Annotated in this window: 27 protein-coding genes and 1 pseudogene; 25 read left to right on the plus strand and 3 right to left on the minus strand. The window is 50.2% G+C overall.

All coding sequences use genetic code 11. The features are described from left to right. Positions 1-141: 141 nt before the first annotated feature. From DQG23_RS41875 to DQG23_RS23490, 8 genes are all read left to right on the plus strand, one after another. Complete coding sequence (locus DQG23_RS41875; protein WP_146762361.1) at positions 142-357, plus strand: hypothetical protein; 216 nt, start codon at positions 142-144, stop codon at positions 355-357. A gap of 28 nt (positions 358-385) precedes the next feature. Continuing rightward, positions 386-856, plus strand: coding sequence for a hypothetical protein (locus tag DQG23_RS23460; protein ID WP_113033325.1), 471 nt, complete (start codon positions 386-388; stop codon positions 854-856). Between the two features lie 296 nt (positions 857-1,152). Next, positions 1,153-1,461: a hypothetical protein gene (locus DQG23_RS23465; protein WP_113033326.1), complete on the plus strand. Its 309-nt coding sequence runs from the start codon at positions 1,153-1,155 to the stop codon at positions 1,459-1,461. Between the two features lie 167 nt (positions 1,462-1,628). Beyond that, positions 1,629-3,326 carry a spore germination protein gene (locus DQG23_RS23470; protein ID WP_113033327.1) on the plus strand — a complete coding sequence of 566 codons (1,698 nt, stop codon included), beginning with the start codon at positions 1,629-1,631 and terminating at the stop codon, positions 3,324-3,326. Beyond that, the gene (locus tag DQG23_RS23475) at positions 3,274-4,389 is read left to right on the plus strand and encodes a GerAB/ArcD/ProY family transporter (protein ID WP_113033328.1); all 1,116 of its coding nucleotides are present in this window, start codon (positions 3,274-3,276) and stop codon (positions 4,387-4,389) included. The genes DQG23_RS23470 and DQG23_RS23475 overlap by 53 nt, the downstream gene beginning before the upstream one ends. Positions 4,390-4,441: 52 nt before the next feature. Next, positions 4,442-5,683 carry a Ger(x)C family spore germination protein gene (locus DQG23_RS23480; protein ID WP_113033329.1) on the plus strand — a complete coding sequence of 414 codons (1,242 nt, stop codon included), beginning with the start codon at positions 4,442-4,444 and terminating at the stop codon, positions 5,681-5,683. Between the two features lie 46 nt (positions 5,684-5,729). Next, positions 5,730-5,933 (plus strand): CLC_0170 family protein, encoded by a 204-nt coding sequence (locus DQG23_RS23485; RefSeq protein WP_113033330.1) that lies wholly within the window; start codon positions 5,730-5,732, stop codon positions 5,931-5,933. 128 nt (positions 5,934-6,061) lie between these two features. Further along, complete coding sequence (locus DQG23_RS23490) at positions 6,062-6,358, plus strand: hypothetical protein (protein ID WP_238177998.1); 297 nt, start codon at positions 6,062-6,064, stop codon at positions 6,356-6,358. 224 nt (positions 6,359-6,582) lie between these two features. Here the strand turns inward: DQG23_RS23490 and DQG23_RS23495 are convergent, their stop codons facing one another. Beyond that, positions 6,583-7,008 carry a VOC family protein gene (locus DQG23_RS23495; RefSeq protein ID WP_113033331.1) on the minus strand — a complete coding sequence of 142 codons (426 nt, stop codon included), beginning with the start codon at positions 7,006-7,008 and terminating at the stop codon, positions 6,583-6,585. 164 nt (positions 7,009-7,172) lie between these two features. On the opposite strand from DQG23_RS23495, the gene DQG23_RS23500 reads away from it, so the two are divergent. The 16 genes and pseudogenes from DQG23_RS23500 (at position 7,173) to DQG23_RS23575 (ending at position 24,737) form a co-directional block, all read left to right on the plus strand. After that, a complete protein-coding gene (locus tag DQG23_RS23500; protein ID WP_238177999.1) occupies positions 7,173-8,252 on the plus strand; it encodes an AraC family transcriptional regulator in 1,080 nt (359 codons plus the stop codon). A 221-nt stretch (positions 8,253-8,473) separates the two neighbouring features. Then, positions 8,474-9,508 carry an ABC transporter substrate-binding protein gene (locus DQG23_RS23505; RefSeq protein WP_113033333.1) on the plus strand — a complete coding sequence of 345 codons (1,035 nt, stop codon included), beginning with the start codon at positions 8,474-8,476 and terminating at the stop codon, positions 9,506-9,508. A gap of 107 nt (positions 9,509-9,615) precedes the next feature. Then, a pseudogene (locus tag DQG23_RS23510) lies at positions 9,616-10,629 on the plus strand (FecCD family ABC transporter permease). A gap of 1 nt (position 10,630) precedes the next feature. After that, entirely contained in the window at positions 10,631-11,404 is a 774-nt protein-coding gene (locus DQG23_RS23515; RefSeq protein ID WP_113033334.1) for an ABC transporter ATP-binding protein, read from the plus strand. A 22-nt stretch (positions 11,405-11,426) separates the two neighbouring features. Next, positions 11,427-12,923, plus strand: a complete 1,497-nt coding sequence (locus DQG23_RS23520) for an MFS transporter (protein WP_238178000.1) — start codon at positions 11,427-11,429, stop codon at positions 12,921-12,923. Between the two features lie 211 nt (positions 12,924-13,134). Next, on the plus strand, positions 13,135-14,160 hold the full coding sequence (locus DQG23_RS23525; RefSeq protein WP_113033335.1) for an ABC transporter substrate-binding protein: 1,026 nt from the start codon (positions 13,135-13,137) through the stop codon (positions 14,158-14,160). Positions 14,161-14,268: 108 nt separating this feature from the next. Then, positions 14,269-15,870: a helix-turn-helix domain-containing protein gene (locus DQG23_RS23530; protein ID WP_238178001.1), complete on the plus strand. Its 1,602-nt coding sequence runs from the start codon at positions 14,269-14,271 to the stop codon at positions 15,868-15,870. A gap of 246 nt (positions 15,871-16,116) precedes the next feature. Continuing rightward, complete coding sequence (locus DQG23_RS23535; protein ID WP_113033336.1) at positions 16,117-17,223, plus strand: WD40 repeat domain-containing protein; 1,107 nt, start codon at positions 16,117-16,119, stop codon at positions 17,221-17,223. A gap of 179 nt (positions 17,224-17,402) precedes the next feature. Then, entirely contained in the window at positions 17,403-18,242 is an 840-nt protein-coding gene (locus DQG23_RS23540) for an AraC family transcriptional regulator (RefSeq protein WP_113033337.1), read from the plus strand. A gap of 257 nt (positions 18,243-18,499) precedes the next feature. Continuing rightward, positions 18,500-19,855 (plus strand): ABC transporter substrate-binding protein, encoded by a 1,356-nt coding sequence (locus tag DQG23_RS23545; protein WP_202865947.1) that lies wholly within the window; start codon positions 18,500-18,502, stop codon positions 19,853-19,855. A 61-nt stretch (positions 19,856-19,916) separates the two neighbouring features. After that, a complete protein-coding gene (locus tag DQG23_RS23550; RefSeq protein WP_113033338.1) occupies positions 19,917-20,816 on the plus strand; it encodes a carbohydrate ABC transporter permease in 900 nt (299 codons plus the stop codon). Then, complete coding sequence (locus DQG23_RS23555) at positions 20,816-21,649, plus strand: carbohydrate ABC transporter permease (RefSeq protein ID WP_202865949.1); 834 nt, start codon at positions 20,816-20,818, stop codon at positions 21,647-21,649. Before DQG23_RS23550 ends, DQG23_RS23555 begins: the two co-directional genes overlap by 1 nt. 36 nt (positions 21,650-21,685) lie before the next feature. Next, on the plus strand, positions 21,686-22,816 hold the full coding sequence (locus tag DQG23_RS23560; protein WP_113033340.1) for a Gfo/Idh/MocA family protein: 1,131 nt from the start codon (positions 21,686-21,688) through the stop codon (positions 22,814-22,816). Next, positions 22,813-23,253 carry a NanQ anomerase/TabA/YiaL family protein gene (locus DQG23_RS23565; RefSeq protein WP_113033341.1) on the plus strand — a complete coding sequence of 147 codons (441 nt, stop codon included), beginning with the start codon at positions 22,813-22,815 and terminating at the stop codon, positions 23,251-23,253. The genes DQG23_RS23560 and DQG23_RS23565 overlap by 4 nt, the downstream gene beginning before the upstream one ends. 84 nt (positions 23,254-23,337) lie before the next feature. Continuing rightward, positions 23,338-24,285, plus strand: a complete 948-nt coding sequence (locus tag DQG23_RS23570; protein WP_113033342.1) for a dihydrodipicolinate synthase family protein — start codon at positions 23,338-23,340, stop codon at positions 24,283-24,285. 251 nt (positions 24,286-24,536) lie between these two features. Next, positions 24,537-24,737, plus strand: coding sequence for a hypothetical protein (locus DQG23_RS23575; protein ID WP_146762362.1), 201 nt, complete (start codon positions 24,537-24,539; stop codon positions 24,735-24,737). Positions 24,738-24,854: 117 nt separating this feature from the next. Here DQG23_RS23575 and DQG23_RS23580 read toward each other — a convergent pair whose 3' ends face one another. Together DQG23_RS23580 and DQG23_RS23585 are read right to left on the minus strand one after the other, a co-directional pair. Continuing rightward, complete coding sequence (locus DQG23_RS23580; protein ID WP_113033344.1) at positions 24,855-25,178, minus strand: cyclic-phosphate processing receiver domain-containing protein; 324 nt, start codon at positions 25,176-25,178, stop codon at positions 24,855-24,857. Positions 25,179-25,236: 58 nt separating this feature from the next. Continuing rightward, a complete protein-coding gene (locus tag DQG23_RS23585; RefSeq protein WP_113033345.1) occupies positions 25,237-25,434 on the minus strand; it encodes a hypothetical protein in 198 nt (65 codons plus the stop codon). 230 nt (positions 25,435-25,664) lie between these two features. Between DQG23_RS23585 and DQG23_RS23590 the strand changes: the two genes are divergently transcribed. Then, positions 25,665-26,588 carry a S66 peptidase family protein gene (locus DQG23_RS23590; RefSeq protein WP_113033346.1) on the plus strand — a complete coding sequence of 308 codons (924 nt, stop codon included), beginning with the start codon at positions 25,665-25,667 and terminating at the stop codon, positions 26,586-26,588. Positions 26,589-26,591: the final 3 nt, after the last annotated feature.

The following is a 26,591-nucleotide window of genomic DNA, read 5'->3' on the forward strand; positions in this document are numbered from 1 at the left end:
ATTGTTATTTTGTTATTATCCGCTGCTTGCGAGTATAATGATCGTATCGGCTGCTGCAAAACAAAAAGTACAAAGAAAACGCAGGGCATCGATTGCAGGGCTTACGAATTGCTTAACAGAACGGTAAGGGAGCGTTATGAAATGAATGAGCCTATAAGCGGGGCCAAAGCGCAGGCGGGAGACACGATCATCATCATTGCAAACACGAACGATCATCCGTTTGAAATCGGTCAGTCGGTTATCGTTACGGATTGGTACGATTTCGAATCGGCGGACGGCGAATTCGGCGTCGAGGCCATTGCCCACCCGGAGATGGAGCACTGGTTTATTCGGCACACGGACTACCGGAAGGCGTAAGAAAGTAAACATAATAACGGAGGCGTATATGCTCAGTTTCGAAGAAAAACTCGCTATTTTGGAATCATTCCCCGTACTACAACGCAAGAACGTATCCTTGGGACGCGTTAATTTTCATTATGAAGAAAGCGTTTATGAGAAAAAAACCGTGGCATACCACTTGCATCCGAACGGGAACGGCTTTGTTTATGTCGGCCAGCTTCCGGGCTATGATGCCGATGAGAAGGGGCTTGTGAATATCCGCGATTATACGGAGGAAAAGCTTCGCGATATCGTCGTCAAATCGATCGATTTTTTGTCGGGGGAATCCGGCCGGCCGTCAAGTGCGGATGGAAATGACAAGAAGCAAAGCTGGACAGGGCCGGAAGGCCAGCAGCTTGATCTAATATATGAAAACGACTTATGGTTCGTATATGCCGGCGGCAATTTGGAATCGGCGTTCGAAACCCGTGAAGAGGCCGAGGAATATTTGGAAGAAGAAGGGTTTTCACGGGCGTGATGCCGGAGCTTTCATGCGTGTTTTTTTGGAATGATGTTCTAAATATGGGGAAAGATGAACGCGGAATTCGGTTTTATTCGGTTGTCGGTCAATTTCCTTTGTTATTGCCGGGTGTTTGCGGGTATAATTAGTATGTTGGTAGAGGTTATTTGCAGGTTTATGTATACAAGTAAGGTGCGCGAAAGGAGCAAGAGGGCGTATACATCCAAATAGAACCTTTTCTTAGAAGAACCGGGGCAACCAGTTTGCTAACCTTTGTCCAAAAATAAATGGTTAATAGAAAAGGGGAGTTTGAAATGAATGTGAACTTAAAGTTTACGAATAACGGGAAAACGGCGATCGGACATTTTACGAACGATGAATTGTTGGAAATATTCAAGCGGTATGCGAATACGCTGACCAAAAAGTACGATATCGTCGTTTCGGTGCCGCATGAGCTGAATCCGTCCATTTCCGAAGCGGGTGCGCTGAAAGTGTCGGTGTCCAACGTAAATTGCGATATGGATGCATTTTTCAAAGAATTGGGAAAAGATATTAAGGTGCCTTTGAAGAAACGGCTCGGCGGGAAATTGGATACCGTATTTACAGCGGAGAAGATGGAATAATTGGCTTTTTTTCATAGGGATATCAAGGGAAAGCGGCGTTCCTCGCGGACGCTGTTTTTTTTGTTGTTGTGCGGGCTGTAAATAATTGTAATGACTAGCGGCTGGAAAATAGGCTAATGATTGAAGTATGAGCGCGTACGAGAATAGAAGGATTGAGAGGCGGTAACATGCCGATTTTTCAATGGCTCGCCAGGAAGGCGAAAAACCGAAACAGACCCGTCGCCAAAGTCCCGAATCAACTTCTGGAAGAGAGTCTTAACGAGAAAATAACCGGCAATCTAGAGGAAACGATAGCGTTCATACATAGCTTATTAGGCGAAAATGACGATTTTGCGATGCGGCGCTTCCACGTTTTCGGACAATATCCTGCCGTGATGCTGTATTTCTCCAACTTGATCGACCAGGGCCTTATCAATACGGATATTCTGAAACCGTTTATGTACCGTCCTCCTCATTTGGAAGGCAAGGGCACGGAGCCTCACCGGCTGAAAGAAGTGTTATATAACGATACGCTCTATCACAGCGAAGGCATGCTGGAAAGCCGGCTGATCAAGGTGGTCGAGGCCATATTGCGCGGAGAGACGGTTGTGGCGGTCGAAGGGCTGGATGAAGCTTTTTTGATCGGCACGCGCAATGTAGAAAAACGCGCCGTCGACCAGCCGGCAACCGAGCAGGTCATCCGGGGTCCGCGCGAAGGCTTTATCGAACCGCTGGGGACGAATATCGCGCTTCTGCGCTACCGGCTGCAAACGGCCGATTTCCGCGTCAAAACGATGAAGATCGGCAGATTGACAAAATCGAAGGTCGCCGTATGCCATATCGAAGGGATCGCCGATCCCGCGCATGTGAAAGAAGCGGAACGGCGGCTTTCCGCCATCGATATCGACGGGGTGCTTGATGCCGGCTATCTTGAGCAATTTATCGAGGACAATCATTTTTCCCCGTTTCCGCAAGTTCAGAACACGGAGCGTCCCGACAAAGCGGTCGCTAATTTGCTTGAGGGCAAGGTTATCATTTTCGTCGACGGTTCTCCCTTTGCATTGATCGTGCCGACGGTGTTCAGCCAGTTCTATCAAACGACGGAGGATTACTCCGAAAGATTTCTGCTGATGAGCGCTATTCGCTTGACCCGTCTTGTCGCGTTAATATTTTCGCTGGTCTTTCCGGCCTTATACGTTTCGGTTATTTCCTTCAATCCGGAGCTCATCCCGACGGAATTTGCCGTTGCCGTGGCGGGCGGAAGAGCGGGCGTGCCGTTTCCCTCCGTAATAGAGGTTCTCGTAATCGAAATATCGATGGAGGTATTGCGAGAAGCGACGCTCCGCTTGCCGCAGCAGGTAGGGGGAGCGCTTTCGATCGTCGGCGTGCTTGTCATCGGACAGGCTGCCGTGGCAGCGGGCTTTGCGAGTCCGGTTACGGTAGTCGTCATCGCCTTGACGACGATCGGCTCCTTCGCTACGCCGGCCTATAATGCGGCTTTGGCTTTGCGGCTTCTGCGGTTCCCCTTGTTTATACTTGCAGGAATATTCGGGCTGTACGGCGTCATGATCGGTTTGATTCTGATCGCGAACCATCTTCTTTCCTTAAAATCGTTCGGCGTCCCTTATATGAGTCCGATTATTCCCGGCAATATTGAGGGGATGAAGGACACGCTAATCCGCGGACCGTTATGGTCGATGAAAAAGAGGCCCGCTCTTCTTAACCCGCAAAATCAAAATCGTTTAGGCGGCGGCGCCGGCGGGTCGTTTAATCCGAAGCCTGACCGTTCGAACGATTCGTCTGACCTAAGAAATGAAAGGGGGACTGCAGCCCATGCAGGACGCGCGCCAGATCACGGCGATTCAAGCAGCGGCAATCCTCATTAGCACGATTATCGGCGTCGGCGTGCTGCCTCTACCGCTTTTTGCCGTTCGGGCAACCGGGGCCGGCGCTCCGCTGGTTACGCTGCTCGGCATTCTCGTCGCTTTTGCCGGTCTGCTGTTCATCACGATGCTTGGCATGCGTTTTCCGTCACAATCGATCATTCAATACAGCGAGGATATCGTGGGCAAATGGATCGCCCGGATCGGCAGCGCATGCATCATTTGCTTTTTTGCCGTCCTCACTTCGCTTGCCGCGCGCGAGTTTGGGGAAGTGGTCGTAACGTCCGTATTAAAGCGAACCCCGCTGGAGGTTACCGTTATCGTCATGCTGCTGCTGGCAGCCGTTACCACGCGGAAGGACATCGCCAAGTTTGCGTATATTCATTATTTTTATTTGCCCCTCATCCTCGGTCCCGGTTTATTGATCGTCGCGCTTTCCTTGAAAAATGCCAATGTGATCAATTTGCAGCCGATTTGGGGGAACGAACCGGCGGGGATGCTGTCCGGCGTTTTGATTATTGCCGCTTTGTTTCAGGGTTCGTTCATTATAACGCTTGTCATTCCGGCGATGTGCCGGCCGGAGAAGGCGATGCGGGCAAGCTTGTGGGGGATTGTCGTATCGGGAGGGCTTTATTTTTTGATCGTCGCGGCAACTGTCGGCGTCTTTGGCGCCGAGGAGACGAAGCTGCTGTTATGGCCGACGCTCGAGCTTGCCAAAACGACGTCGTTGCCGGGTAATATTTTGGAACGGCTGGACGCCGCTTTTTTGGCCGTTTGGGTAACCGCCGTCTTTACTACGCTTTATTCCAGTTATTTTTTGACCATTCATTCCATGAGCAAGCTGTTTCGATTACGCGATCACAAAATGTTCTCGCTATTTCTTCTGCCGTTTATTTTTTTATTGGCCATGCAGCCGCAAAACATCATTCAGCTGTACGTCATTATCGAAAACGTAGGCCGTATCGGGTTGTGGATAACGATCGCTTATCCTTTCGTCCTGCTTGTCATCGCATGGCTCCGTAAAAAGAAGGGCTTGCGCGATCCGAAGCACAAACTGGAGCAATAAGATCAACTGCGGAAGGCCAAGCAGCTTTATGCAGGAAAAGGAGGGAGCTGCCATGAAAATCGGAAAGCGGACGCTTCCGGTTCCGGTTCCGGTTCGGATAATCGGCGTCGTTCTCCTCATGGTTCCTATGCTTTCGGGATGCTGGGACAGTCTTGAACTCGATAAGCGGGCGGTCGTTTTGGGCATTTCGGTCGATGAGGCGGATTCGGGAGCCGCTGAGGAGGAGAGCGAGGTTTCGCATCTCAAGGGAAAATTTCCCGCTCCGAAAAACGATATGATTCGCCTTACCGCACAAATCGCATTGCCTGGCCGAATTCCGCTTGGGCCGGGGGAAGGCGGCGGGGTCGATGCGAAGCAAACCGTGTGGCCGATCGAAGTGACGGGTCATACGGTTGACGATGCGCTGATGAATTTGCAGCAGCAGATTTCGTCCAGACTTTTTTTCGGGCATTTGCGAATTATCGTCGTGTCGGAAGCGGTGGCGCAGAAGGGCTTGCAAAATTTGAACGATTATTTCCGCCGTAATTCCGAGGTGAGAAGAACGACCTGGATGCTGATTTCGGAAGGGAAAGCCAAAGATTTGATGACGGCGGCGCCGAAATTGGGGCGGCTGCCGACGCTGTATTTGATTACGACAATGGATCAGGCCGTCAAGATGGGCAAGTTTCCGAATAATTTTCTCGGCTCCTTCTGGAGCGATTCCTCGAAGAAAGGCCAGGAAGCCTATCTTCCTTACGTTGAGCTGAAGAAGGACAGCAACGTTGAAATCAAGGGGCTCGCTTTTTTTAAAGGCGACAAAATGAACGGAGTGACGAAGCCGTTCGAAATTGCCGCATTCATGTCGATCAAGGGCTGGAATCCGGCCGGATACCGGGGGTTTGTCCCTGTAGACGGAAAAGATGGCGCCGTTAACCTTAATGCAACGTACCGCAAGTCGAAAATCGAAGCGGAAATACGGAACGGCAGACCGCATATCAACGTTTCGGTACAGCTTGAGGTCAACCTGGAGGAGAAAACGAACGAACGCATATTCATCGATAATCCGGACATCATCCGGGAAATCGAACAGGCGGATCGGCAGGCTGCGGGCAAGATGTACAGAGCGTTTATCGACAAAATGAAAGAGGAAGGCTCCGATATATTCGGCTTCGGCGAGCATATCCGCGCCAAAGAGCCGCATTATTGGGACCGTAATATAAAAACGAAAGAAAAATGGCAGGAAATCTATAAGGATGTTCCCGTAGACGTAAGCGTGAAAATACACATTCGGCGAATCGGGATGAAGACCAGGTAAACCCGAGCTGCCGGGCTTCCGGTACGAGGGGGTAGGAGGTATGCATATGAACGCTACCGGTTATTTCTATTATTTCATATTGCTGCTGGCGGCGACAGGAGCGCTGACATTACGCATCGACGTAAAGGAATACGACCGACAAGGCTTGAACAAAGAGAAGAAATTGACCCGGCTGCTGGCATGGGGCAATCTAATACTTGGCGCATCGCTGTTTACGGCGGATTGGGCTTTTCAGAAATGGTTTTGGTAATTCGGGCGAAGAGGGGCGCGTGAAATTTTTTTCGCGAATATAGGTTGTAAAATATTGACTGCGAACAAATGTTTGCTATAATAGAGTTATAGAACAAACGTTCCTATTTTGAGAGGGGTGCAAACAATATGCCGGCAAACAAAATCAGATTCATTGAAAGAGATTATTTCAGAAAGCTGATGATCGATAATAGCGAGTTTATGACGGAGCATCAAATCGAGAAAATTCTTGATCAAGCCGGTACCCTCTGGGACGATTTGACCTTTAAATTTTATGACAACGGGACGCTCGAGATTTTCGATAATAATACGGAGCAGCGCGTTTCCTTGAATGAGCTGCGCGGCGCCGCTTACGACTTCTACGTGAAAGAAAGAATCAGATGGATCAGATCCAACCTCCAAATGAAAATATTACAAAGCGCATAATGACTATGAATCTATAAATAGGAAAGTTACGAAGCCAAAGCATGGTGAATCTTCCGAAGTATGCAGGGAGGCACCGTGCTTTTTGCGTTCAATAATCGGACTTTGTTTGCAATTTGCAAAAGCAAAAAGACGCCTCAGGGGCGCCTTTAAACGATTGCTATGCGATGATAAGCTGTCATATGAGCCGCGCTTAACGCTGCAGCCGGGGTATCGGCGAAACGAAATCAGAACGTTTCCCCGCTGTCTAAATTGAACTGCCACTCGATTCCGAATTTATCGATTAAGCTGCCGTAGCATTTGCTCCAAAATGTTTCTTGCAGCTCCATGCGTACAGTGCCGCCTTCTTTCAAGCCATGGAAATACGATTTCAACTCGTCCAGGTTCTTATGAACGATAGATAGACTGATGTTATTTCCCGCATTGAAAGGCATGCCGGGGAAAACATCGGAAAACATGACGTTGCTTCCCACAATGTTGAGGCGCGAGTGCATAACCAGATTTTTGGCTTCCTCCGGCAGAGGATATTCCGGGTTAGGAGGCGCATCGCCGAAGCTCATAATTCTCGGTTTCTCCGTTCCAAAAACCTGAGCGTAATACTCAACCGCTTCACGACAATTCCCGTTGAAATTAATGTAAATATCAACTGACATGTACAACACTCCTCGGCTTCGAATGGGAAATCATCGCTAAATGATTGTCCTTCAACATTATATCACGTACTTGTCCGATCACAAAAATGAACGGTAAAGCAAAGGGATGGCCGAAGTAGCATTCTCTATTGCGGGAAGCTTATAATGGTAGTTGAGAGGCACACATGCATCGAGAATTGCATGATATTCCGGAGTTCCAAGTAACGGCAGGTAAGAAGGTAAGGTGCAGGATGACGTTAACGATTACGCAAATTCATGATCTTTTCGATCAGATGACTAGACGGGTAGACGGGCGCGTTCAGCAAAACGCGTGGGAGCAGCGGCTTACCGTTCCGTCGCATATCGGCGAGGGAAGCGTTACACGGACCCGGATTCGTCCGGGGATGGAAATTATGATCACGGATATTACATTCAAACAAGATATGAAGCTTCGCATTCAGGAAAATTGTCAATTGTTCGAGCTAAGCTATTGCGTAAGCGGTGAAATTAATTGCGAATGGAACGGCAAGGAAAGCCATACTGTCAACCAAACGGGCAATGTCCTTTTCCTGGAGGATGTTCAGGTTTATGAAGAGAAGAAGGCAGGCATCAGGAATCAACTGCTTGAAATTAGACTAACGCCGAACGAACTGCTGCATTATGCCGGAGATTTGACGGAGAAACGGCAAATGGAAACGTGGCTTAACCGTCATCGGGGGAATATCGATCGTTACCCGGATACTTCGGCGATCCAGCGATGTGTTTCCGAGATGATCCATTGTACGCATCAAGGAACCATGAAACGGCTGTATATGGAAAGCAAGGCGCTTGAATTTATCGCATTGTTCGGCGAGGCCGACGAATACGGTACGGTAGGCGGAAAGATGCTGCTTCGCCGTGACGATATTACGATACTGAAGCAAGTGCACGAGCTGGTGCAAAGTCATTTCGAGCAGCCGTTGTCCATCCGCGAGTTGGCCAGGCGGGTTGGCATGAATGAATTCAAACTGAAGAAGGGATTCCGCGAATTGTTCGGCAAAACAATCTTCGAGCTTGTGCGTCAAAAACGGATGGAGAAGGCGCTCTGGCATATGGAGGTAGAGCGTTTGAATGTGGGGGAAACGGCTGCCTCGGTCGGCTATAGCAATGCCAGCAATTTCACGACGACCTTTCGGAAGCATTACGGCTGCAGTCCCAGCGAATATTTAAGGCGCATCGATCAGCTGAATCCGGAGCGCAGCAAGCTGCGGTACGGGTTGGAGTAACGGAAGCAGAAGGCTTCAAGCGTGTGGAAAGTATGGTTCCTTAGCGAACGATACGTTCCGCATACTTGAAGTTTTTTTGTTTTGCTCCCTTTGCAAGGGAAAAACCTCCCCAGGCAGGTAGAGAAAAATAACGATGTAAATGATAATCATTATCATAAATCATTCATCCAAAGCGGATCAATCGGCTGGGTGGAATAAATACAACATGAGGAGCGTTCTGTATGAAAAGAAGCGGGATCATTTTGCTAGTGACGATGAGTTTGTTTTGCTCGGCTTGCGCAAAGACAACATCCGATACGAGAAGGGGGACGGAACGCGCCGGGGAAGAGCAAATCGAGGCTCAGCAGCCCCATAGCGGAGGAGACGATCATTATCCGGTCTCGATCAAGATGTATACGAATGAAGGGAAAGAGACGATGCAAACGATTGAACAAGAACCTCAAAAGGTTGTCGTTATCGGATCGGCCATAGCGGAGCTTATGATCGAGTTCGGGCAGAAGGATAAAGTTTCCGGTCTAGGATACCCCGACCAGTCCTTTTCGAAATATGCCGAACAAATTGCCGAATTGCCGCTTATAACAAAATCATGGCCATCCAAGGAAGCTGTGCTCGCATTAAAGCCCGACATCATTTATTCCATTTCTTCGGCTTTTAAGGAAGAGTTATTGGGGGATATTTCTTTTTGGAATGACCGGGGAATTCCGGTAGTATCGGCCGTTAATTTTACAGTCGGCCGCAGTATCGATGAATATTTTAAGGAAATCGACAATTTCGGAGTTACTTTTAACGTTGAAGAGAAGACGGATGCCTATATAAAAGGGCAGAACGATAGAATCGATAAGGTGAAGAAAACTGCTGAAGGGGCTGAGAAAACGCCAAAGGTGCTGTTTATCGGGGGAGCACGCGATACGTATTACTACTACCCGCCGTCCTGGTGCATGATTGACGAGATGATTGAAGGGGCAGGCGGGGAGTATATGAAGTTGTCGAAGGACGGCTATATCGAATTATCAACCGAATCGATTATTGCCGCTAACCCGGAAAAAATCATTATTACGGAATTTCAGCAGTCCGATAGGGAAGCGACTAAAAAGAAGCTGCTTTCAAACGACAGTCTTCAAAATGTCAGTGCTATAAAAACAGGGAATGTGATGGTGGCCGAATATACGAGTGCAATAAATGGCGGTCTTCAGCTTGCCGATCTGTATGAGGATGTGGCGGCGTTTATTCATCCCGAGTTATTCGGAGGAAAATAATGATGACGTCTTTACCGAAAAGAGGCGCCCTAAACGGCGGTTCGACAACTGTGGGATCTGTTTTAAAACGACGTTTGCTATTTATAGGGATGATGATTTTATTAATCATGGCGCTGGTATTCTCCGTTGGAATTTCCCTCTCGATCGGACAGGTGCCCGTACCTTTCGCAGATTCCTTGCTGATCGTGCTTAACAAGGCGACGGGGATCTCGTTTGGCGATCTGAATGAGCTTTCTTCAGGAAGCATTTCGGATATCATATGGCACATTCGCTTTCCGCGAGTGCTGCTGGCGATGATTGTCGGCATGGGGTTGGCCCTGTGCGGAACGGTGATGCAGGCTTCCGTGCAAAATCCGCTGGCAGACCCCTACTTACTGGGCATCTCGTCAGGGGCTTCGCTCGGCGCGACCCTTTCCATTATGCTCGGGTTTGGGACTGCGGGGATAATGGCAAGCTTGGGGGTTGCCATGTGGGCGTTTATCGGCGCGCTGGGGGCGGCTGTTATGGTGCTCGTTCTAGCGAGTCTGGGCGGCAAGATGTCCTCCGTCAAGCTGGTTCTGGCCGGGACCGTGATCAATGTTTTATGCGGCGCATTTTCCAATTTCATCATTTAAGCTGCCAAAAATGCGGAAGGCATTCGTTCGGTCACCTTCTGGACCATGGGAAGCTTTGCCTCGGCCAAATGGGACAAGCTGCCGCTGCTGGCCGTCATGGTTGGAGCTGCTGCAATCTACTGTATCTTTCAGGCCAGGGTTTTGAACACGATGCTGACAGGTGAAGAAACAGCGGTGACTTTGGGAATCAATCTGAATGCTTATCGACGGATATTTATGGCGATTTCCTCGATCTTAACCGGAACGATGGTAGCGGCTTGCGGCATTATCGGATTCGTCGGTTTACTCATTCCTCATATTGTACGAGGTATGGTCGGCTCCGATCATAGACGTCTTTTGCCGGCGGCTGTTCTTTTTAGCGCAATATTTCTGATATGGGCGGATGTGCTGGCCAGAACGATCATACCGAACGGCGAGCTGCCGATCGGTATCGTTACGGCATTGTTCGGCGCACCCATGTTCATGTATATGCTCATAACGAAAAAATACGGCTTTGGAGGAAAATAGCGTGGAACTAACCGTGAACCGTCTCTCCGTTTCCCTTTCGGGTATCGATATCGTGAAAGACATTACGCTGCATGTAGAAAACGGGGCGTTTGTCGGGATTATTGGCCCAAACGGATGCGGGAAGTCGACATTGCTGAAAAGTATCTACAAAGTCATTAAGCCGACTAAAGGAACCGTGCTCTTGAATGAAAGAAATGTTGCGGCATCGAGCGCCAAAGTCATTGCTCAGAAAATGGCTGTGGTGGCTCAGTTTAACGATATGAGCTTCGATTTTACCGTGTTTGAAATGGTGATGCTGGGCAGAACCCCTCATAAGCATGCGCTTGAACCCGATCGTGAAATCGATTATGCCATCGTTCAAGAAGCGTTGAAAAAGACGGATTTGCTCGCTTATTCGGACAGAGTCTACAGCACTTTGTCCGGAGGCGAGAAACAGCGGGTTATATTGGCGCGAGCTATTGCGCAGCAGCCGAAGCTGCTCATCCTGGATGAACCGACGAATCATTTGGATATGAAATACCAACTGCAAATACTGTCCATTGTGAAGTCTCTCAAGGTGCCCGTCTTGGCGGCTCTGCATGATCTGTCGCTTGCTGCGACCTATTGCGACGTTCTCTATGTGATGAAAGACGGTCAAGTAGCGGCACATGGAACTCCAGGCGAAGTGTTGAGCAAAGAGTTGATTGGCAGGGTGTATGAAATCGAATGCGAGATTTACGTGAATCCGGTCACAGGCGGACTGGCAATCGCATACCTTCCGCTGGCAGATCATTAAGCGACGCAAGGAGGTAGGGGCTATGCTGCAGGAAAAGGAGATGCCGATCAAGCAGGATGACGAGGTGGAACGGCAGGCTGCGCCGCGCCGCTGGCAGGCGTTTGCCCTTCTCATGCTCCCTGCATTGTTAATCCCATTAAACAGTTATATGGTCCAGATCGCCCTGCCGTTTATGCAAACCAGTCTGCATGCCGATTTTTCGGAGGCTCAGTTCCTGTTATCCAGCTATTCGCTTGGATTGGCAGCTGCGCTAATATTGGGCGGGAGGCTCGGCGACATTTACGGGCGGAAACGCATGTTGGTTGTCGGCGTTTTAGGGTTCACGATAACGGCGGCTGTAGGCGGCGTTTTATCCCATGCAGGAGCACTGACGGTTACCCGCATTATACAAGGGATGGCTGCAGCGATCGTTCAGCCCCAGGTATTGTCGATCATGCGGAACAGCTTTCATCCGAAAGAAAGAGGGCTTGCTTTCGGCATTTACGGAGCGGTGATCGGAGTCGGGTTTATTCTTGGTCTGACGCTGGGCGGATTGCTTATCGACTGGAATTGGTTTGGACTTGGCTGGCGCACCGTCTTCTTTGTCAATGTTCCGATTGGTATGCTGGTGCTGCTGCTTCTGCCGATCGTCCCTGAACAGGAAGGCAACGAGAAACGACAGCGTCATACAGTTGACCACCTTCTTACGAAGCCGCTCCGTGCGCCTGTCGATTGGTTTGGCGGACTGTTGCTGCTAAGCGGGCTGGCCCTTCTCCTCTATCAGTTGACGGAAGGACAGCATCGGGGATGGTCGGGAGCGACATGGGGGAGTCTGGCGACGGCAGTTTTGATTTTGGCTGCTTTTACATTGAAACAGTTGTCGAGGAAGAAACAAGGGAAGTCCTTTTTGATTGACTTCGACATTTTTAGAAGCCGGCTGTTCAGCACGGGAATAGCCGCTGTCATGCTTATTTATTTGAGCATGTTTTCTTTCTTCGTTTTATTAAATTATTACGTGCAAGCAGGCCTTCATTATACGATTCGATCTTCAAGCTTTGTTTTTCTTCCGTTGGGCGGCGGGTTCTTTCTAGCTTCCTTGCTGACTTCCCGCTTTACGAGGAAGAGAAGGGCGATCTTGCAAATAGGAACGGTCATGATGGGATTATGCAGCGTTCTTCTTATACAGGCGCTTCATGCCGATGCGATTCATTTATTTCATAATCGACACGTTCTTATCTTGTTTGGGTACGGATGCGGACTCGGTATGGCAACGACACCGCTCGCCAACCTGGTTCTGGGGACGGTGCCTCAACAAGATGCCGGTACGGGTGCGGGATTATTTTCGACAAGCATGTACTTTGCCAGCGCGCTGGGAGTGGCATTCAGCGGGATGATGTTTTCTCATTGGCTGGGTCATACGCTGATCGAAGCGGAGCCGGCCGATTATGTAAGGGCTTTTTCAATCTCCATATCCGCTAGCGGAGGGATTGCTTTGGCAGGGGGAATTCTGCTTTGTTTTTTACGAGAAGAGGGAGCATGAATTTCACTATACCTGCATACTTCGATGCTAAACGGCGTCGTGGAATGTTCCCGCCTTATCGTTTTATTCGCCGCCGTCAACCGTTTGCCCGTATGTATAAAAAATAGAAAAAGAAAGTGCATTGTCTCCGCGCAACTCCATAGGCTACTATAGTTGATATCAACTGAGAATGAATATCAGTGATAATTCGGAGTGCAGGAGTGGGGATCTGATGGCTGGATTGGCAAAAAGAGTCTTGGCGGCGGCGGTCGCTGTTATGATGGCGACTGTAGTGGCAGCTTGCGGTGACGGGGAGGGCAAACAAGAGGGAGCGGCCGGACAAACGGCGAACGGGGCAAGCACAAGCCCGAGCCCGGCGGCACAGAAGCAAGAAGCCGGGAATGAGGCTGACAAGAAGGACGGAGAAACGCGGGTAGTGAAGGACGAATTCGGCGAAGTGACGATTCCGGCTCATCCGAAACGCGTGGTAGGCGTTTATGTTGAAGATTACTTAAAGGTGCTGGGTGTTACGCCTGTCGTTCAATGGTATCATCCTACTTGGGGCAAACAGGATTACTTGCAGCTGGATGTGCCGCAGTTCGATATTACCGGCAGTATAGAAGCGCTTCTTGCGCAGGATCCCGATCTGATCATCGTGGACGGTGTCGTCGACAAAGCGAAGTACGAGCAGTACTCCAAGATCGCGCCTACTTACCGGCTTCCGGAGAAGGTGCTTCAGAGCTCGGAGGAAATGCTCAAAACGATCGCCGACGTATTGAACATTCCGGAGAAAGCAAGCAAAGCGCTTGCCGATTATGAAGCAAAAATGGCGGATGCGAAGACCAAATTAGAGAAATCGGTAGGCAAGCAAACGGTTGCCGTCATCCGAGTCAATACGGGTGATAAGACGATCGCGCTGTTCGGGTTGAAAAACCGTTACGCCGGTGAGATTTACAGGACATTCGGATTGGAGCCGCATCCGCTGGCCGCGAAGATGGAGGAGTTCCAGCAAGTCCTGTCGGAAGAAGCGTTCCCGTCACTTAATGCCGACCATATTATCGTGTTCCCTTCCAACGGGGATTGGGGGTCGAAAGAAAACCAAGAGGCGTTCAAACTGCTGGACAGCCCGCTATGGAAGTCGGTGCCGGCTTTCGCGAACGGCCATGTGTACAAGGTGGAGCGCACCCACTGGCAGTCGGGCGCGATTACGGCCAACTCCATGAAGCTAGACGATTTGCTCAAATATATGGTGAAATAAACGCCATGCCGATAGGGAAAGCTTTTCAATTATTTATTGAAGAGCTTTCCTTTTTCCTTTACACTACTAAGTAATGATAATCATTCTCGGTATTCGGAGGGCCTTATGATGGAAAACTTTACTCAACAGACGGAGGCATCTGCCGTTTCATATAGATTCATGGAGATCGAGCTTGTCAGAGAGGTTGCCTGCCGGGCGCAAATGAATACGACCTCGTCGGCATACACCATGCTTCTGGTTACGGAAGGCGACGGCAAAATTACGCTGAGCAGCGGAGGAGCGCGCGTGCAGCGCGGGACGTGCCTGCTGCTGTCTCCGGGGATGTCGGGCCTGTTTGAGGTCGGCGAAGAAGGGATGATTTTCTACCGGATCCGCTTCGAGGTGACGGGACGTCCGGAGCAAAGCTCCGCCCTCACGGGCCAGCCGTCATTTGACGAGCTGTTGAGCAAAACCGTCATGACTTGCGGTTCCTTCTCCTCCTGCATGCTGCTCGTAGAAACGCTTTATCGGCATCAAGCGGAGCAAGACGAACTGGAGCTGCTGGAAAATCAGATCCGCTTCCAGACGCTGCTGCTTTTTGTCCTCAAGCAGTATCGTCTGGGAGGCAGCGAGAACGGCTTGCGGCAGGAGGTGCAGCGCTCCGTCGACTATGTAAAGGAGCATTACGACCAGCCGATCACGATCGAGCAGCTCGCCGCCATGACGGCAACCAGCCGCTGGCGCTATACGCAGGTTTTCAAAGAAATGACCGGACAAATTCCGATCGACTTCCTGAATACGGTTCGTATCGATAAAGCACAGCAGCTGCTGATGATGACCCGGGACAAACTTTATGATATCGCTCAGGCTGTCGGCTATAGCAACGAGTATTATTTTAACCGGAAATTCAAGCAGACGGTCGGGGTGACGCCTGGACAATACCGCAGCAGCTACGAGAGCAGTACGCGAATATTCGCTCCGTTTCTTGAGGATTATTTGCTTGCGCTGGACATCATGCCGGTCTTGCAATTCACCCACAAGCGATGGGGTAGGCAAGAATATCTCGGACTGCGGGAGGTGCCCGATTTCGACGTCACAACCGGCGACTGGACGGCTTTGTCGCGGCACAAGCCGGAATTCATCATTCTCGACGACGGCTATCATCGCTGGAATCTGGATAAATGCAGCCGGATATCCCCGGTTTTCAAGATGCCCTATTCAGGAGAGGATTGGAGGATTACGCTCCAAACCTTCGGAAGTATTTTGGGACGCAAAGATAAGGCTGCGCTGGCCATCGAAAAGCATGAAAGCAAAATTGCGGAAGCGAGAGAGCGCTTGGCGAGAACGGTGCGAAACGATACGGTTGCCGTTCTGCGCATATCGTCCAGGGCGGTCTACTTGTACGGCGGAAGCTCGCGGGGCTACACGGGACCGCTGCTGTACGGAAACCTCGGACTGGCTCAGCCCGATCTTGTCCGGGAGCTCGCCCGGGACGAGCGCCGGATCAGTTTGACTATGGAAGGACTTGCCCGGCTGGATGCGGACCATTTGTTCATCACCTTCGACAAAGAGGACGGAGAGGGAAGAGACCTGCTGGATACTCCGATTTGGAAGGAGCTGAAGGCCGTTCGGAGTAAACGGGTTTATGAAGTGGATTTTCTCGCCTGGATGAATTACGGCGTGCTTTCCCACAACAGGAAGATCGATGATGTGCTGAAGGTACTCGGTTAAGCAGCGAAAAATCACCCGTAAGATCCTGTCAAGGCTTAGCCGCGATAGGTTGCTGCGGGTGGTTTATTTGTGTGAACGATTCCGTAAAATCCCGCGACCGTCCCGGACAATTAGGAAAAAGGACCGCAGAATCGCTCTTCCCGACAACCTATAATTGTAATAGGAGGCGGCTGCGCAAGCGGAAGGCCGCAATCAACTTCATTGCAAGATTTTCGAATCCGTTCAGGCAATGCAAGGGAGGATGCTATGGAAACCATTTTGACGGACAAGCAGAATCAAAAAACATGGTCCATTCAACAAATCGGGAATCGCGTTATTACAGCGAGCAACGGAGGCAAGGCGAAGGAAAAGGTTTTCGAAGAGCCGGAGCAAGCGGCGAAGCATGTGCAAAAGGAAACGTGGAGCAGGCTGAAAAAAGGGCTTGTGCTGAATAACCCGAAGGCGGGCGCCGGACGGCCTGTTCTGCACCGGTACATCGGAGGCGGTTATACCGGTTCGATGCCTCTTGCGCCTGTCAACGGCACGAATACGTTTTATTGCAGCTATGTGGTCAATCAATTCGAAAAAGAAGAAATTTACCTCATAGACGAACAAGGAGAAATACGTTCAACGTACGAATTGCCCGGTGAACGGATGATCTACGAGTTGAGCTACTGTCCCGCAAAGAACGAACTGCTTATGAATCGTGACCATCAAATTGCCGGCCTTTGCGTCAGCAATGGAGAGATCCGAGAATACACCGCTCATATGAAGATCCCTGCAAGCACGCTATCTCTCTCGGGTACACTGGCGGTATGGCACGATCATCCCAACCTCGTCGTATATGATCTGGAAACGAACGTCGTACGTTATACGAGAAAAGTGAACTGCGAGCTTTACGGAGGACATAGTCCGCAGCTTTGTGCCGCAGTGTCGCATGACGGAAGCTTGCTCGCATTTTGCGAGCAAAGCGGCGAGGTCGTTTTTGTCGATCTAGCGATGGGACTAGAGCGAACGATTGCCAAGGCGAAAAGCGCGATGACAGCGGGGATGGCGTTCTCGCCGGACGGCCGGTTTTTGTTTACGCAGGAGGAGTACGGCTCATGGGCGTTGGAATGTTATGTGTTGGAATCCCTGACAAGCCGCGAGAAGTGGAAGACGGGCGAGATCAAAAGCTATGCGATTCAGGAAAATGGGAATCTGATAGCGGTATACTATAACGGCAAAGTGCAGCTGTACGACATCGAAACGATGAGGCGGACGTTTTCGTTCGAAGTCGAGCATGTTGTGAAAAACTGCAATCTCGCTTTTACGAAGGATTACCTTGCGGTTTATACGGATTATGGCTGCGTCAGTCTGTATGCTTTGCGTTGAACGATTGGAGCGCAGCGGACTAACATGCAGGCGTTATGCTGCTGACCTTTGCATTCCGTTTCATTTTTGATAAAATACGTGTACAAAAAAGTATGGGGATGTACTCTTTGTGAAGCCGGTCTACCAAGATCGCTTGCCGAGAGGCATCCTTTTTTGATACTAGCCGGGGAGTGAACGAAATGTCCGATCAAGGTTTGCTGCAAGCGATCCGTCTGAATTTTCTCTACGCCGAGAAATATGTTTTTCCGAAAACATGGAGCTACTACGAGACGGCAATCCCTTATTCGATGATTCGATTTATTCAAAAAGGGAAAGCTACTTTTGTTATTGACGAAACGGCGTATCAGCTGGAAGAGAACGATATCGTATACATTCCGCAAGGCAGCAAGCTGGTTTGCGAAGCGCAAACGGACGATTTTACGTTTATCAGTATCCGGTTTACGGCGGCTGTACCGCTGCGAGACCGCGAGGTATGGTCGGAGATTCTCGGCTTCGATACGAAAGTTAGCTGTGACGACCCGCAGGTGAACGATTATTTTCAATGCATCGTCAAGGAGAAAAATGCCGCAAGCAAAGGCAAGTATTTTTGGCTGAGAGGATATTTGGAGCTGATCGTCGGCTACATGATCGACCGTTCGGGAGCCGGTCAACCGGAGCGCGCCCAGAAGCCGATTACCGTGAAAGCGGACAATAAACATGATAACAGAGTTCAAATCGTGCTGGATTATATGATGAACAACTTCAGCAAGAATATCAGCATCGAAGAAATGAGCGCTATGGTTCATATCAGCTCCTCGTCGCTGCGCAGGCTGTTCAAGCTGCATACGGGCAAGTCGCCGAGCGAGTTTTTGACGGAGCTGAAGATGGTGGTGGCCGCGCGCAAAATTTTGGAAACCGATGAACGGATTTCGGATATCGCCTATCATGTCGGAATTGAAGACCCCAATTATTTCTCGAGAATGTTCAAAAAGCATTTCGGGGTCACCCCGTTCGCATACCGGCAGCTGGCGAGAGACTGAAGCCGACAAATTTTTGAGATGAGCGATTTGTGCTAGTATTGATTGGTTTGCTATATTCAAGAACGTTTCGTTTTTCGATATCGTTAAAGGCGTAGGAAATGTTGAAAGCGCATACTGGTACAGGGGGTGCAGGTCCGTTAGGGACGGCAGGCGAAGACGAGCCGTATGGAAGTCGAGTCCAGTGTAGCATTTTTTGATTAAGCATGAAGAAGCATCCGCGATATTATTCTAGTCATAATAAGGAAGGGGTCGAAGCAATGAAAAAAACATCCATGCTGGCAGCTATCGCATCCATGATGGTATTCGCATCCGCTTGCGGCAATGGCGGCGGTTCGGAAGAACCGAAGACGTCCGGCGAAGCGGGCAAAACGGATCCGGGCAGCATGAAAGGCGAAATCGTCCTTTGGCATTCGTTTACGCAAGGAGCGCGAAACGATTTTATGAAAGAGGCGGCCGACGCCTTCATGGCGGAACATCCGGACGTGAAAATCAAAATAGAAACGTTCGCATGGCCGGAGTTTTATACGAAGTGGACGACGGGCCTAGCGGCCGGACAAGTACCGGATGTGAGCACGGCGCTGCCGAACCACGTCGTAGAGATGCTTGACGCGGAAGCGCTTGTCCCGCTTAACGACGTGATCGACAAGATCGGCCGGAGCCGGTTTTATGAAGCGCCGCTCAAAGAGGGCACCATAGACGGCCAAAACTATTCCATTCCGCTGTATTCGCACGCGCAAGTCATGTGGTACCGCAAAGACTTGCTGCAGCAAGCGAATTTGGAAGTGCCGAAAACTTGGAACGAGCTGTTTGAAGCGGCGAAAAAAATCAACAACCCGCCCGGCGTGTACGGTCTCTCCGTTCCGATGGGACAAGGGGATATGATGGCTACCCGGTTCCTGAATCTTTACGTCCGCTCGGCGGGGGAAACGCTCATTACGAAGGACGGCAAAGCCAATCTGACGAGCAAGGCGGCCATCGACGGCATTAATTACTGGGTGAACATGTACAAAACGACTTCGCCGTCGGGCTCCGTCAACTTTAAAGTACTGGATCAAGCGACGCTTTATTATCAAGGCAAAACGGCCTTCGACTTCAACAGCGGCTTCCAAATCGGCGGCGTCGAAACGAACTCGCCGAATCTGGTCGACCAGATCGCAGCGGCTCCGATTCCGAAGGTGAATGCAGGTGATCCGGACAATGGGATTGAAACCTCCAACGTGCCGATGGTCGTGTGGAAGAAGAGCAAGCATCCCGAAATTGCCAAAGCGTTCGTCGAAAGCTTGTACCAGAAAGAGCGGTACATCAAATTCCTGCACTCCGTCCCTGCCGGCATGCTGCCGGCTATGAAGGATATTGCCGAAGATCCGGCTTTCCTCAACAATCCGACGATTCAGAAATTCAGCGAGACGGTGAAAGTAATCAGCAATGCCGTGAATAAAGGAACCGCGATCGGCATGGAGAACGGACCGACCATTCAATCGGGCATCATTACAAGCCAGGGCGTCATCGAGAAAATGTTCCAGAACATCGTCCTGAAGAACGAACCGGTCGAAGCCGCCGCCAAGCAAGCGGAGAAAGAGCTAAATGAGCTGTTCGCCGCAGCGCAAAGATAAGCGGAGGGGGCTTCCCCCTCCAAACATTGTTCAACGGCGGTTCTAGAAGGGAGTGAGACGGATGAGAGGGGATCGTATAGCGGCAAAAAAGTTTAATATAACGGGAATGTTGTTTATTTTGCCTGCCGTATTAATCGTTTTCCTGTTGTTGATTTACCCGATTTTTTCGAGCATTTATTTCAGCTTTACGTCAAAGCATTTAATCAAAGCGAGCTATTCCTGGGTGTGGTTCGACAACTTCAAGTTTGTATTAACGAATCCGGATTTTTATCGCGCATTTCTGAATTCCGTAAAATGGACGGTGTTGTCCATCGCAGGGCAGCTGCTGGCAGGCTTCGCCACGGCGCTGGCTTTGAATAAGATTCCGCGATTTTCCGGCTTGTTCCGCACCTTGTTAATTATCCCTTGGGCGTTTCCTGCCATTGTCATCGCCTTTTCCTGGAAGTGGATCCTGAACGACGTATACGGGTTTCTGCCCAATTTATTATCCAAGCTTGGCATAACGGATCATAATATTAACTTCCTCGCCGATCCGTCCTTCGTATTCTGGACCGTCGTGTGCATCAACATTTGGTTCGGGGCGCCCATGTTTATGGTCAATATTTTGTCCGCGCTCAAAACGATACCGTCCGAGCAATACGAAGCGGCGGTTATGGATGGGGCTACGGCTTGGCAGTCGTTCTGGTCCATTACGGTTCGCCATATACGGGGCGTGATCGGTTTGCTGCTCGTGCTGCGGACGATTTGGATCTTCAATAACTTCGATCTTCTTTACCTGATGACAGGCGGAGGACCTTCGGATTTAACGACGACATTGCCGATATTCGCATATAAAGCGGGCTGGGGCTTGAAGCAGCTGGGAGTCGCCTCGGCCATTACCGTCATTTTGCTGCTGTTCCTGCTCTGCATCTGCTTCTTGTATTTCCGGCTGCTCAATAAATGGGAAAGGGAGGATCGGTAATGGGCCATACGAGAAACAAAACGACGCTTCTTTTATTGTATGTTTTCCTTTCCCTGGCGGTGCTGGCGGCGGTCTTTCCCTTGCTCTGGATCATATTGTCTTCGTTCAAAACGTCCGGCGAAATGGCCAGCCGGCCGCTGGCCTTTTTTCCTGAAACCTTTACATTCGAATATTACGTCCGCGTACTGAACAATTTGAAGTTTACCGTCAATATCAAAAACAGCGCAGTCGTTTCTTTAGCGACGACAATCATTACGATTGTCGTTTCCGCGCTTGGGGCGTACGGTGTCGTGCGGTTTTTCCCGAATGCGGGCAAAAAGATGACGAAGCTGCTCATTACGACGTATATGTTTCCGCCGATTTTACTGGCCGTTCCGTACTCCATCATCATCATCAAGATGGGTCTTGTCAATACATGGACCGGACTTGTCATCACGTATCTGTCGTTTTCGATCCCCTACGCGATCTGGATGCTGATCGGTTTCTTTCAGACTGTTCCGCTGGAAATTGAAGAAGCTGCTCGTGTGGACGGTGCCGGCAAGTTGAGGGTGTTCGTGCAGATCGTTCTGCCGGTAGTCGCACCTGGGGTTGTCGCCACGGCGATTTATACGTTTATCAATTCATGGAACGAGTTTTTGTTCGCGCTCTTACTAATCAATAGCTCGGGAAAAATGCCGATTTCCGTAGCCCTGTATTCCTTGACGGGTTCGGAAATTCTCGACTGGGGCGAAATGATGGCGGCTTCCGTCATTGTCATTCTGCCTTCCGTATTGTTCTTCATGCTTATCCAGAAGAAGATAGCCGGAGGCTTGGCGGACGGTTCCGTCAAATAACCTTACATTTCATGCAAACGTGGAGGAGTCATAGAGATGAATACTGTCAACTATGCTGTAGTAGGTACCGGATATTTCGGAGCGGGCTTGGCCCGGATCATTAACGGTCTGGAGGGCGCGAAGGTTGTCGCCGTTTATGACCCCGAGAATGCGGACGCCGTTTCGAAGGAGTTGAATTGCGATGCGGAGCCAAGCATCGAAGCCTTGTGCGGAAGATCCGATGTGCATGCCGTCATAGTCGCTTCTCCGAACGGTTATCATAAGGACCCTGTATTGTGTGCGGCGGAACATGGGAAGCACGTCTTTTGCGAGAAGCCGATTGCATTGTCGTACGGAGACTGCAGCGAGATGATTCGGCGCACGAAGGATAAAGGACTTATTTTTATGGCCGGTCATGTCATGAATTTTATGAACGGGGTTCGAACGGCCAAGCGGCTGATCAACGAGGGGAAGATCGGCGACATTTTATTTTGCCACGCCGAACGCAACGGCTGGGAGGAAGCGCAGGCCGAGGTCAGTTGGAAGAAGAAAAGAACGATTTCGGGCGGTCATTTGTACCATCATATTCACGAGCTTGATTTCATTCAGTTTCTGATGGGACCGGCACAAAGAGTGTGCATGTCGGGCGGTAATGTCGCCCATCAGGGAGAGCAATACGGCGATGAGGAGGACATGCTGTTCATTACGCTGGAGTTTGCGGGCAATCGTTTCGCGACTCTTCAGTATGGCTCAGCTTTCCGTTGGAGCGATCATTATGTGAAAATTCAAGGCACGAAAGGTGCTATTTTAATAGATTTGCAGGATGTGAAGGTGGTGCTCAAAACGCCGTACGGCGAAGAAAAATACCTGCTTCACGAATCGCAGGAAGAGGATGACGACCGGACTTTCATTTACAAGGGACTGGAGATCGACGGCGCCATCATGTACGGCAAGCCGAATGCCACGCCGCCGCTGTGGCTGGGCAGCATTATGAAGAAAGAGATGATTTATTTCCACAGCATCATGCAAGGTGAGGAAGTGGAAGCGGAATTCAAGCCGCTGCTTGACGGGACGGCGGCAAGAGCTTCCATTGCGACTGCGGACGCTCTTACGAAATCGCTTCGGGAGGACCGCAAGGTGAACGTAGTCGAAATTACGGAGGCAACCGAAGGAGCGGCGGTATCATGATTTACGATAAAATAACCAACATGCCGCAATACGCGTTCCGCAATCCGAGATTGGCAAGCTGCGTGGCGGATATTATGACCAATCTTCAGGGCGAGGCGGAGGATAACGGCGACTTTGCCAAAAACACAATCAGCTTTGAGACGGTCTTCAAAGCCGAAAAAAGATTTGAAGCGCACCGGAAATATATCGACATCCATATCGTGCTGGAAGGCAGGGAATACGTCGAAGTCACGCATGCGGACAATTTGACGAACGTTACCGGATACGACAGCGAGCGGGATATTTTGTTTGGTGATGCGGCTGCACCGGCGACATTCGGCGGTTATTTGCAGGCGGGGTATTTTCTCGTTTGTTTTCCGGAAGATGCGCATTTGGTAGGAACGCATGAAGCGGAAGTGTCGCAGGTAACGAAAATCGTCTATAAAATCGCCGTATAGTAGGAAAGCGATAGAATCAGGGGCATGTGCTTTTTATGCAGGCGCGGGTCCCGTATCTGAATGGAGAATAGGGGTAAGTATACGATGACAACCGGCAGGATTTCCGAATTTGAAGGCATATACGTAGCGATGTATTCCGCTTATGACGAAGCGGGGAATGTAGACGGCGAGCGGGTAAAAAAGCTGGCGCGTTATTATGCCGGCACCGGCATTAAGGGATTGTATGTAGGCGGAAGCTCCGGCGAAGGCATGCTGCAGACGGTTGAAGAGCGCAAACGGGTTTTGGAGGCGGTCGTGGAGGAAGTGAAAGGGGAACTGAAAATCCTTGTTCACGTCGGAGCGAACGCCACCCGCGAGAGCGTCGAGCTGTCCAAACACGCGGAGCATTGCGGCGCCGATGTCATTTCCGCCGTTCCGTCGATCTATTACAGGCTGTCGGAGAAAGCGGTAGAAAACCATTGGCAGCAGATGATCGACAGCACGTCGCTGCCGTTTATCATATACAATATTCCGCAGACGACGGGGTTTCACCTGTCCATGCCGTTGTTCGAGCGGATGGCCAAGCAGGACAAAGTGATCGGGGTAAAAATGTCCGGCGAAAGCACCTTCGAGCTACAGCAATTCAAGGATGCGGGCGGAGACGATTTTCTCGTGTTTAACGGTCCTGACGAGCAGTTTTTGGGCGGCAGGGCGATGGGCGCCGACGGCGGGATCGGGGGGACCTACGGCGTCATGCCGGAGTTGTTCTGCGCGCTGGACCGTTATTATGCCGAAGGCAAGCTGGAGGAGGCGAAATCGCTGCAATTCAAGATCAACCGGATTATTAAAAAGCTGCTGGGTTATCCGTCTTTATACGGCGCGTGCAAGGCGATATTGGCGCTCAGAGGCGTCGAAACGGGTCAACCCCGGCTGCCGCTGCTGCCGGTCGGAGAAGCGTACCGCGATTCCTTGGCGGAGCTGAACCGGGAGATCGAAGCCGTCACCGAAATCGTGATCGAGCCGGATTTGCGGTCCGATGAAATAGTCCGTTAGTTAACCGTCAAAATGGACTGTGCCGGAAGCGTTCGCACGAACGAGGCTGCCCATATGTACGCTGAAGAACCTCCGTTTCCACTAGTTAAGTGGGAATAGAGGTTCTTTATCGTGTATCTTTTTCCATATTATAGTATAATGATTGACTAGAGGCGAACGTGCGTGTCGACTCCGCCAAATAGCAGGAGAACGCCTTGGTTACCACTTGTATGGAAAAGTGCCAATCATCGACGGGGGGAGCTCGAACGGATTTGCTCAAATATGAATATATCATGCTCGTAAGACGGCCGGATCAGTATGGCGTAAAATATTTTATCGATGAAGCGCCGCTGCCTTCCTACAACGATATCTCGCTTACGCGAACGTTAAACATACTAGGCGAACAGGGCTGGGAACTGGCGGCGAAGGAAAATGAAAATTCATACATTCTTAAACGCCGAAGAAGGGGGTGACGCGGCTGCGGCGGAGTGCGTTGAAGGATGAATGATGGAGCGGGAGCGGGAATGCAAAGATGAATTCAGATAAAATGTTTGGTGAAATCGGAGCTTCATTTTGGAGAATAACAGGTTTCAATTGAAGAAGTTCAAGTAAATGCGTTCCGGGCGGACGAGCAGAGGCACTTTTTCGGGTTTGTTTTGCTTCAGTGCGCTGTACATTCTTACCCGGCCGAACGGATTCGCGGTATGCAAAATGATTATTTTGGGAAATCTTCTTGTCCGTATCATGTACGCTACAACTTCGAAGCCTGAAGGACTACCGAAGCCTAAATCATAATCTAGAGACAGGATGTTTACTTTGTTTCGCTTGATTAGCCGCAGGCATTGCTTGACTGTTCTGGCCAGCTTGAACCCTTTCGGACGCGGACGCAAATCGTCTAAGTATACATTGATCATGTTCTCACATCCTTGTTTGGAGTATCGGCGTATGTATCCCCCTTGCGGGGGAGCGGCATTAAACGAATGCCCGCGATACGATAACGAGTAAGATGAAGAGTACTAGGATAACGCCTACTGTAGTAAATCCGCCGCAGCCGCTTGAGATTGGAGCTACTACCGGGGCTTCCGCAACGGGGGAAACGAATCCGCCGCAGCCGCAGCCACCGCCATAGCCACCGCCACCGCCATAGCCACCAACATAATCATAACCCATCGGGTATTCCTCCTCACCGTCATTTTACTCAAAGACATTTGACTGTAAACCTAATGACCATTGTATGCCTTGCTTTCGCGATTGCTTAGACTCCTGCGTAGAAGGCGGCAATTATTATTGCATTTGATTTAGGGACGATAACGGAGCGGACAAACCCATGAAGACATTTTTCATCCATTCCCGACATAATTATTATGAACGCGTTCGATAAGGGAGTGAGGTGTTCGGTCATGCCTGTCTACCCGCCTATATTGCGTCCCGGCGATACGATCGGTATCGTTACCTTGGGAAGCCCTCTTAGCTCGGCCACGATCAATGAAAGCATTGCGGTACTGCGAAATATGGGATTTCAGGTATTGGTGGGAAAATACGTATATAACGCTAACGGGTATCTTGCCGGAACGGATGAACAGAGGGCGGAGGACTTGATGGCGATGTTTGCGAATCCCGCCGTAAGAATGATCCTTCCTACAAGAGGAGGAGTGGGCGTAGCCGCTATTCTTCCTTATTTGGACTATGGTTTGATTTCCAGAAATCCTAAAATAGTAAGCGGGTACAGCGATATTTCCGTTCTTATGATCGCCTTGTATCAATTGAGCGGTTTGGTGACTTTTTCGAGCCTGTTGTTGTTCGATTTTAGAAATTCGACGCCCGCCTATAATTTCAATCAGTTTTTCGAAGCGACCTCCACCACGATCGCTCCGAGAGTGATCCGCAATCCGCCGAATATGCCGCAGATCAGCAAAGTGCCAGGCAATGTCACCGGTCCCATTGTGGGAGGCAATCTTACTTCAATCATGGATACGCTGGGAACTCCGTTCGAAATTAACACGGATGGGAAAATTTTATTTCTTGAAGAAACGCATGAACCGACAAATAAAGTGTTTCGTATGATCAATCATTTGAAGCTGGCCGGTAAATTTACTAATTGTCTGGGGATCGTAATGGGGGAATGTACAGGTTGCCAGATTGCGTACGGCAAATCGTACAACGATCTTATCGATGAGGTCATCGTACCGCTCGGCAAGCCGCTTATGACAAACTTGGCATCGGCCCATGGCATATACAAAGCCGCGATTCCGATCGGCGCACGGGTCAACCTCAATACGTACAATAACACGCTGACCGTGCTCGAGCCGGCAGTTACCTTGTAACGG

The organism is Paenibacillus contaminans, assembly GCF_003285015.1.
In the GTDB taxonomy this organism is placed as follows: domain Bacteria; phylum Bacillota; class Bacilli; order Paenibacillales; family NBRC-103111; genus Paenibacillus_V; species Paenibacillus_V contaminans.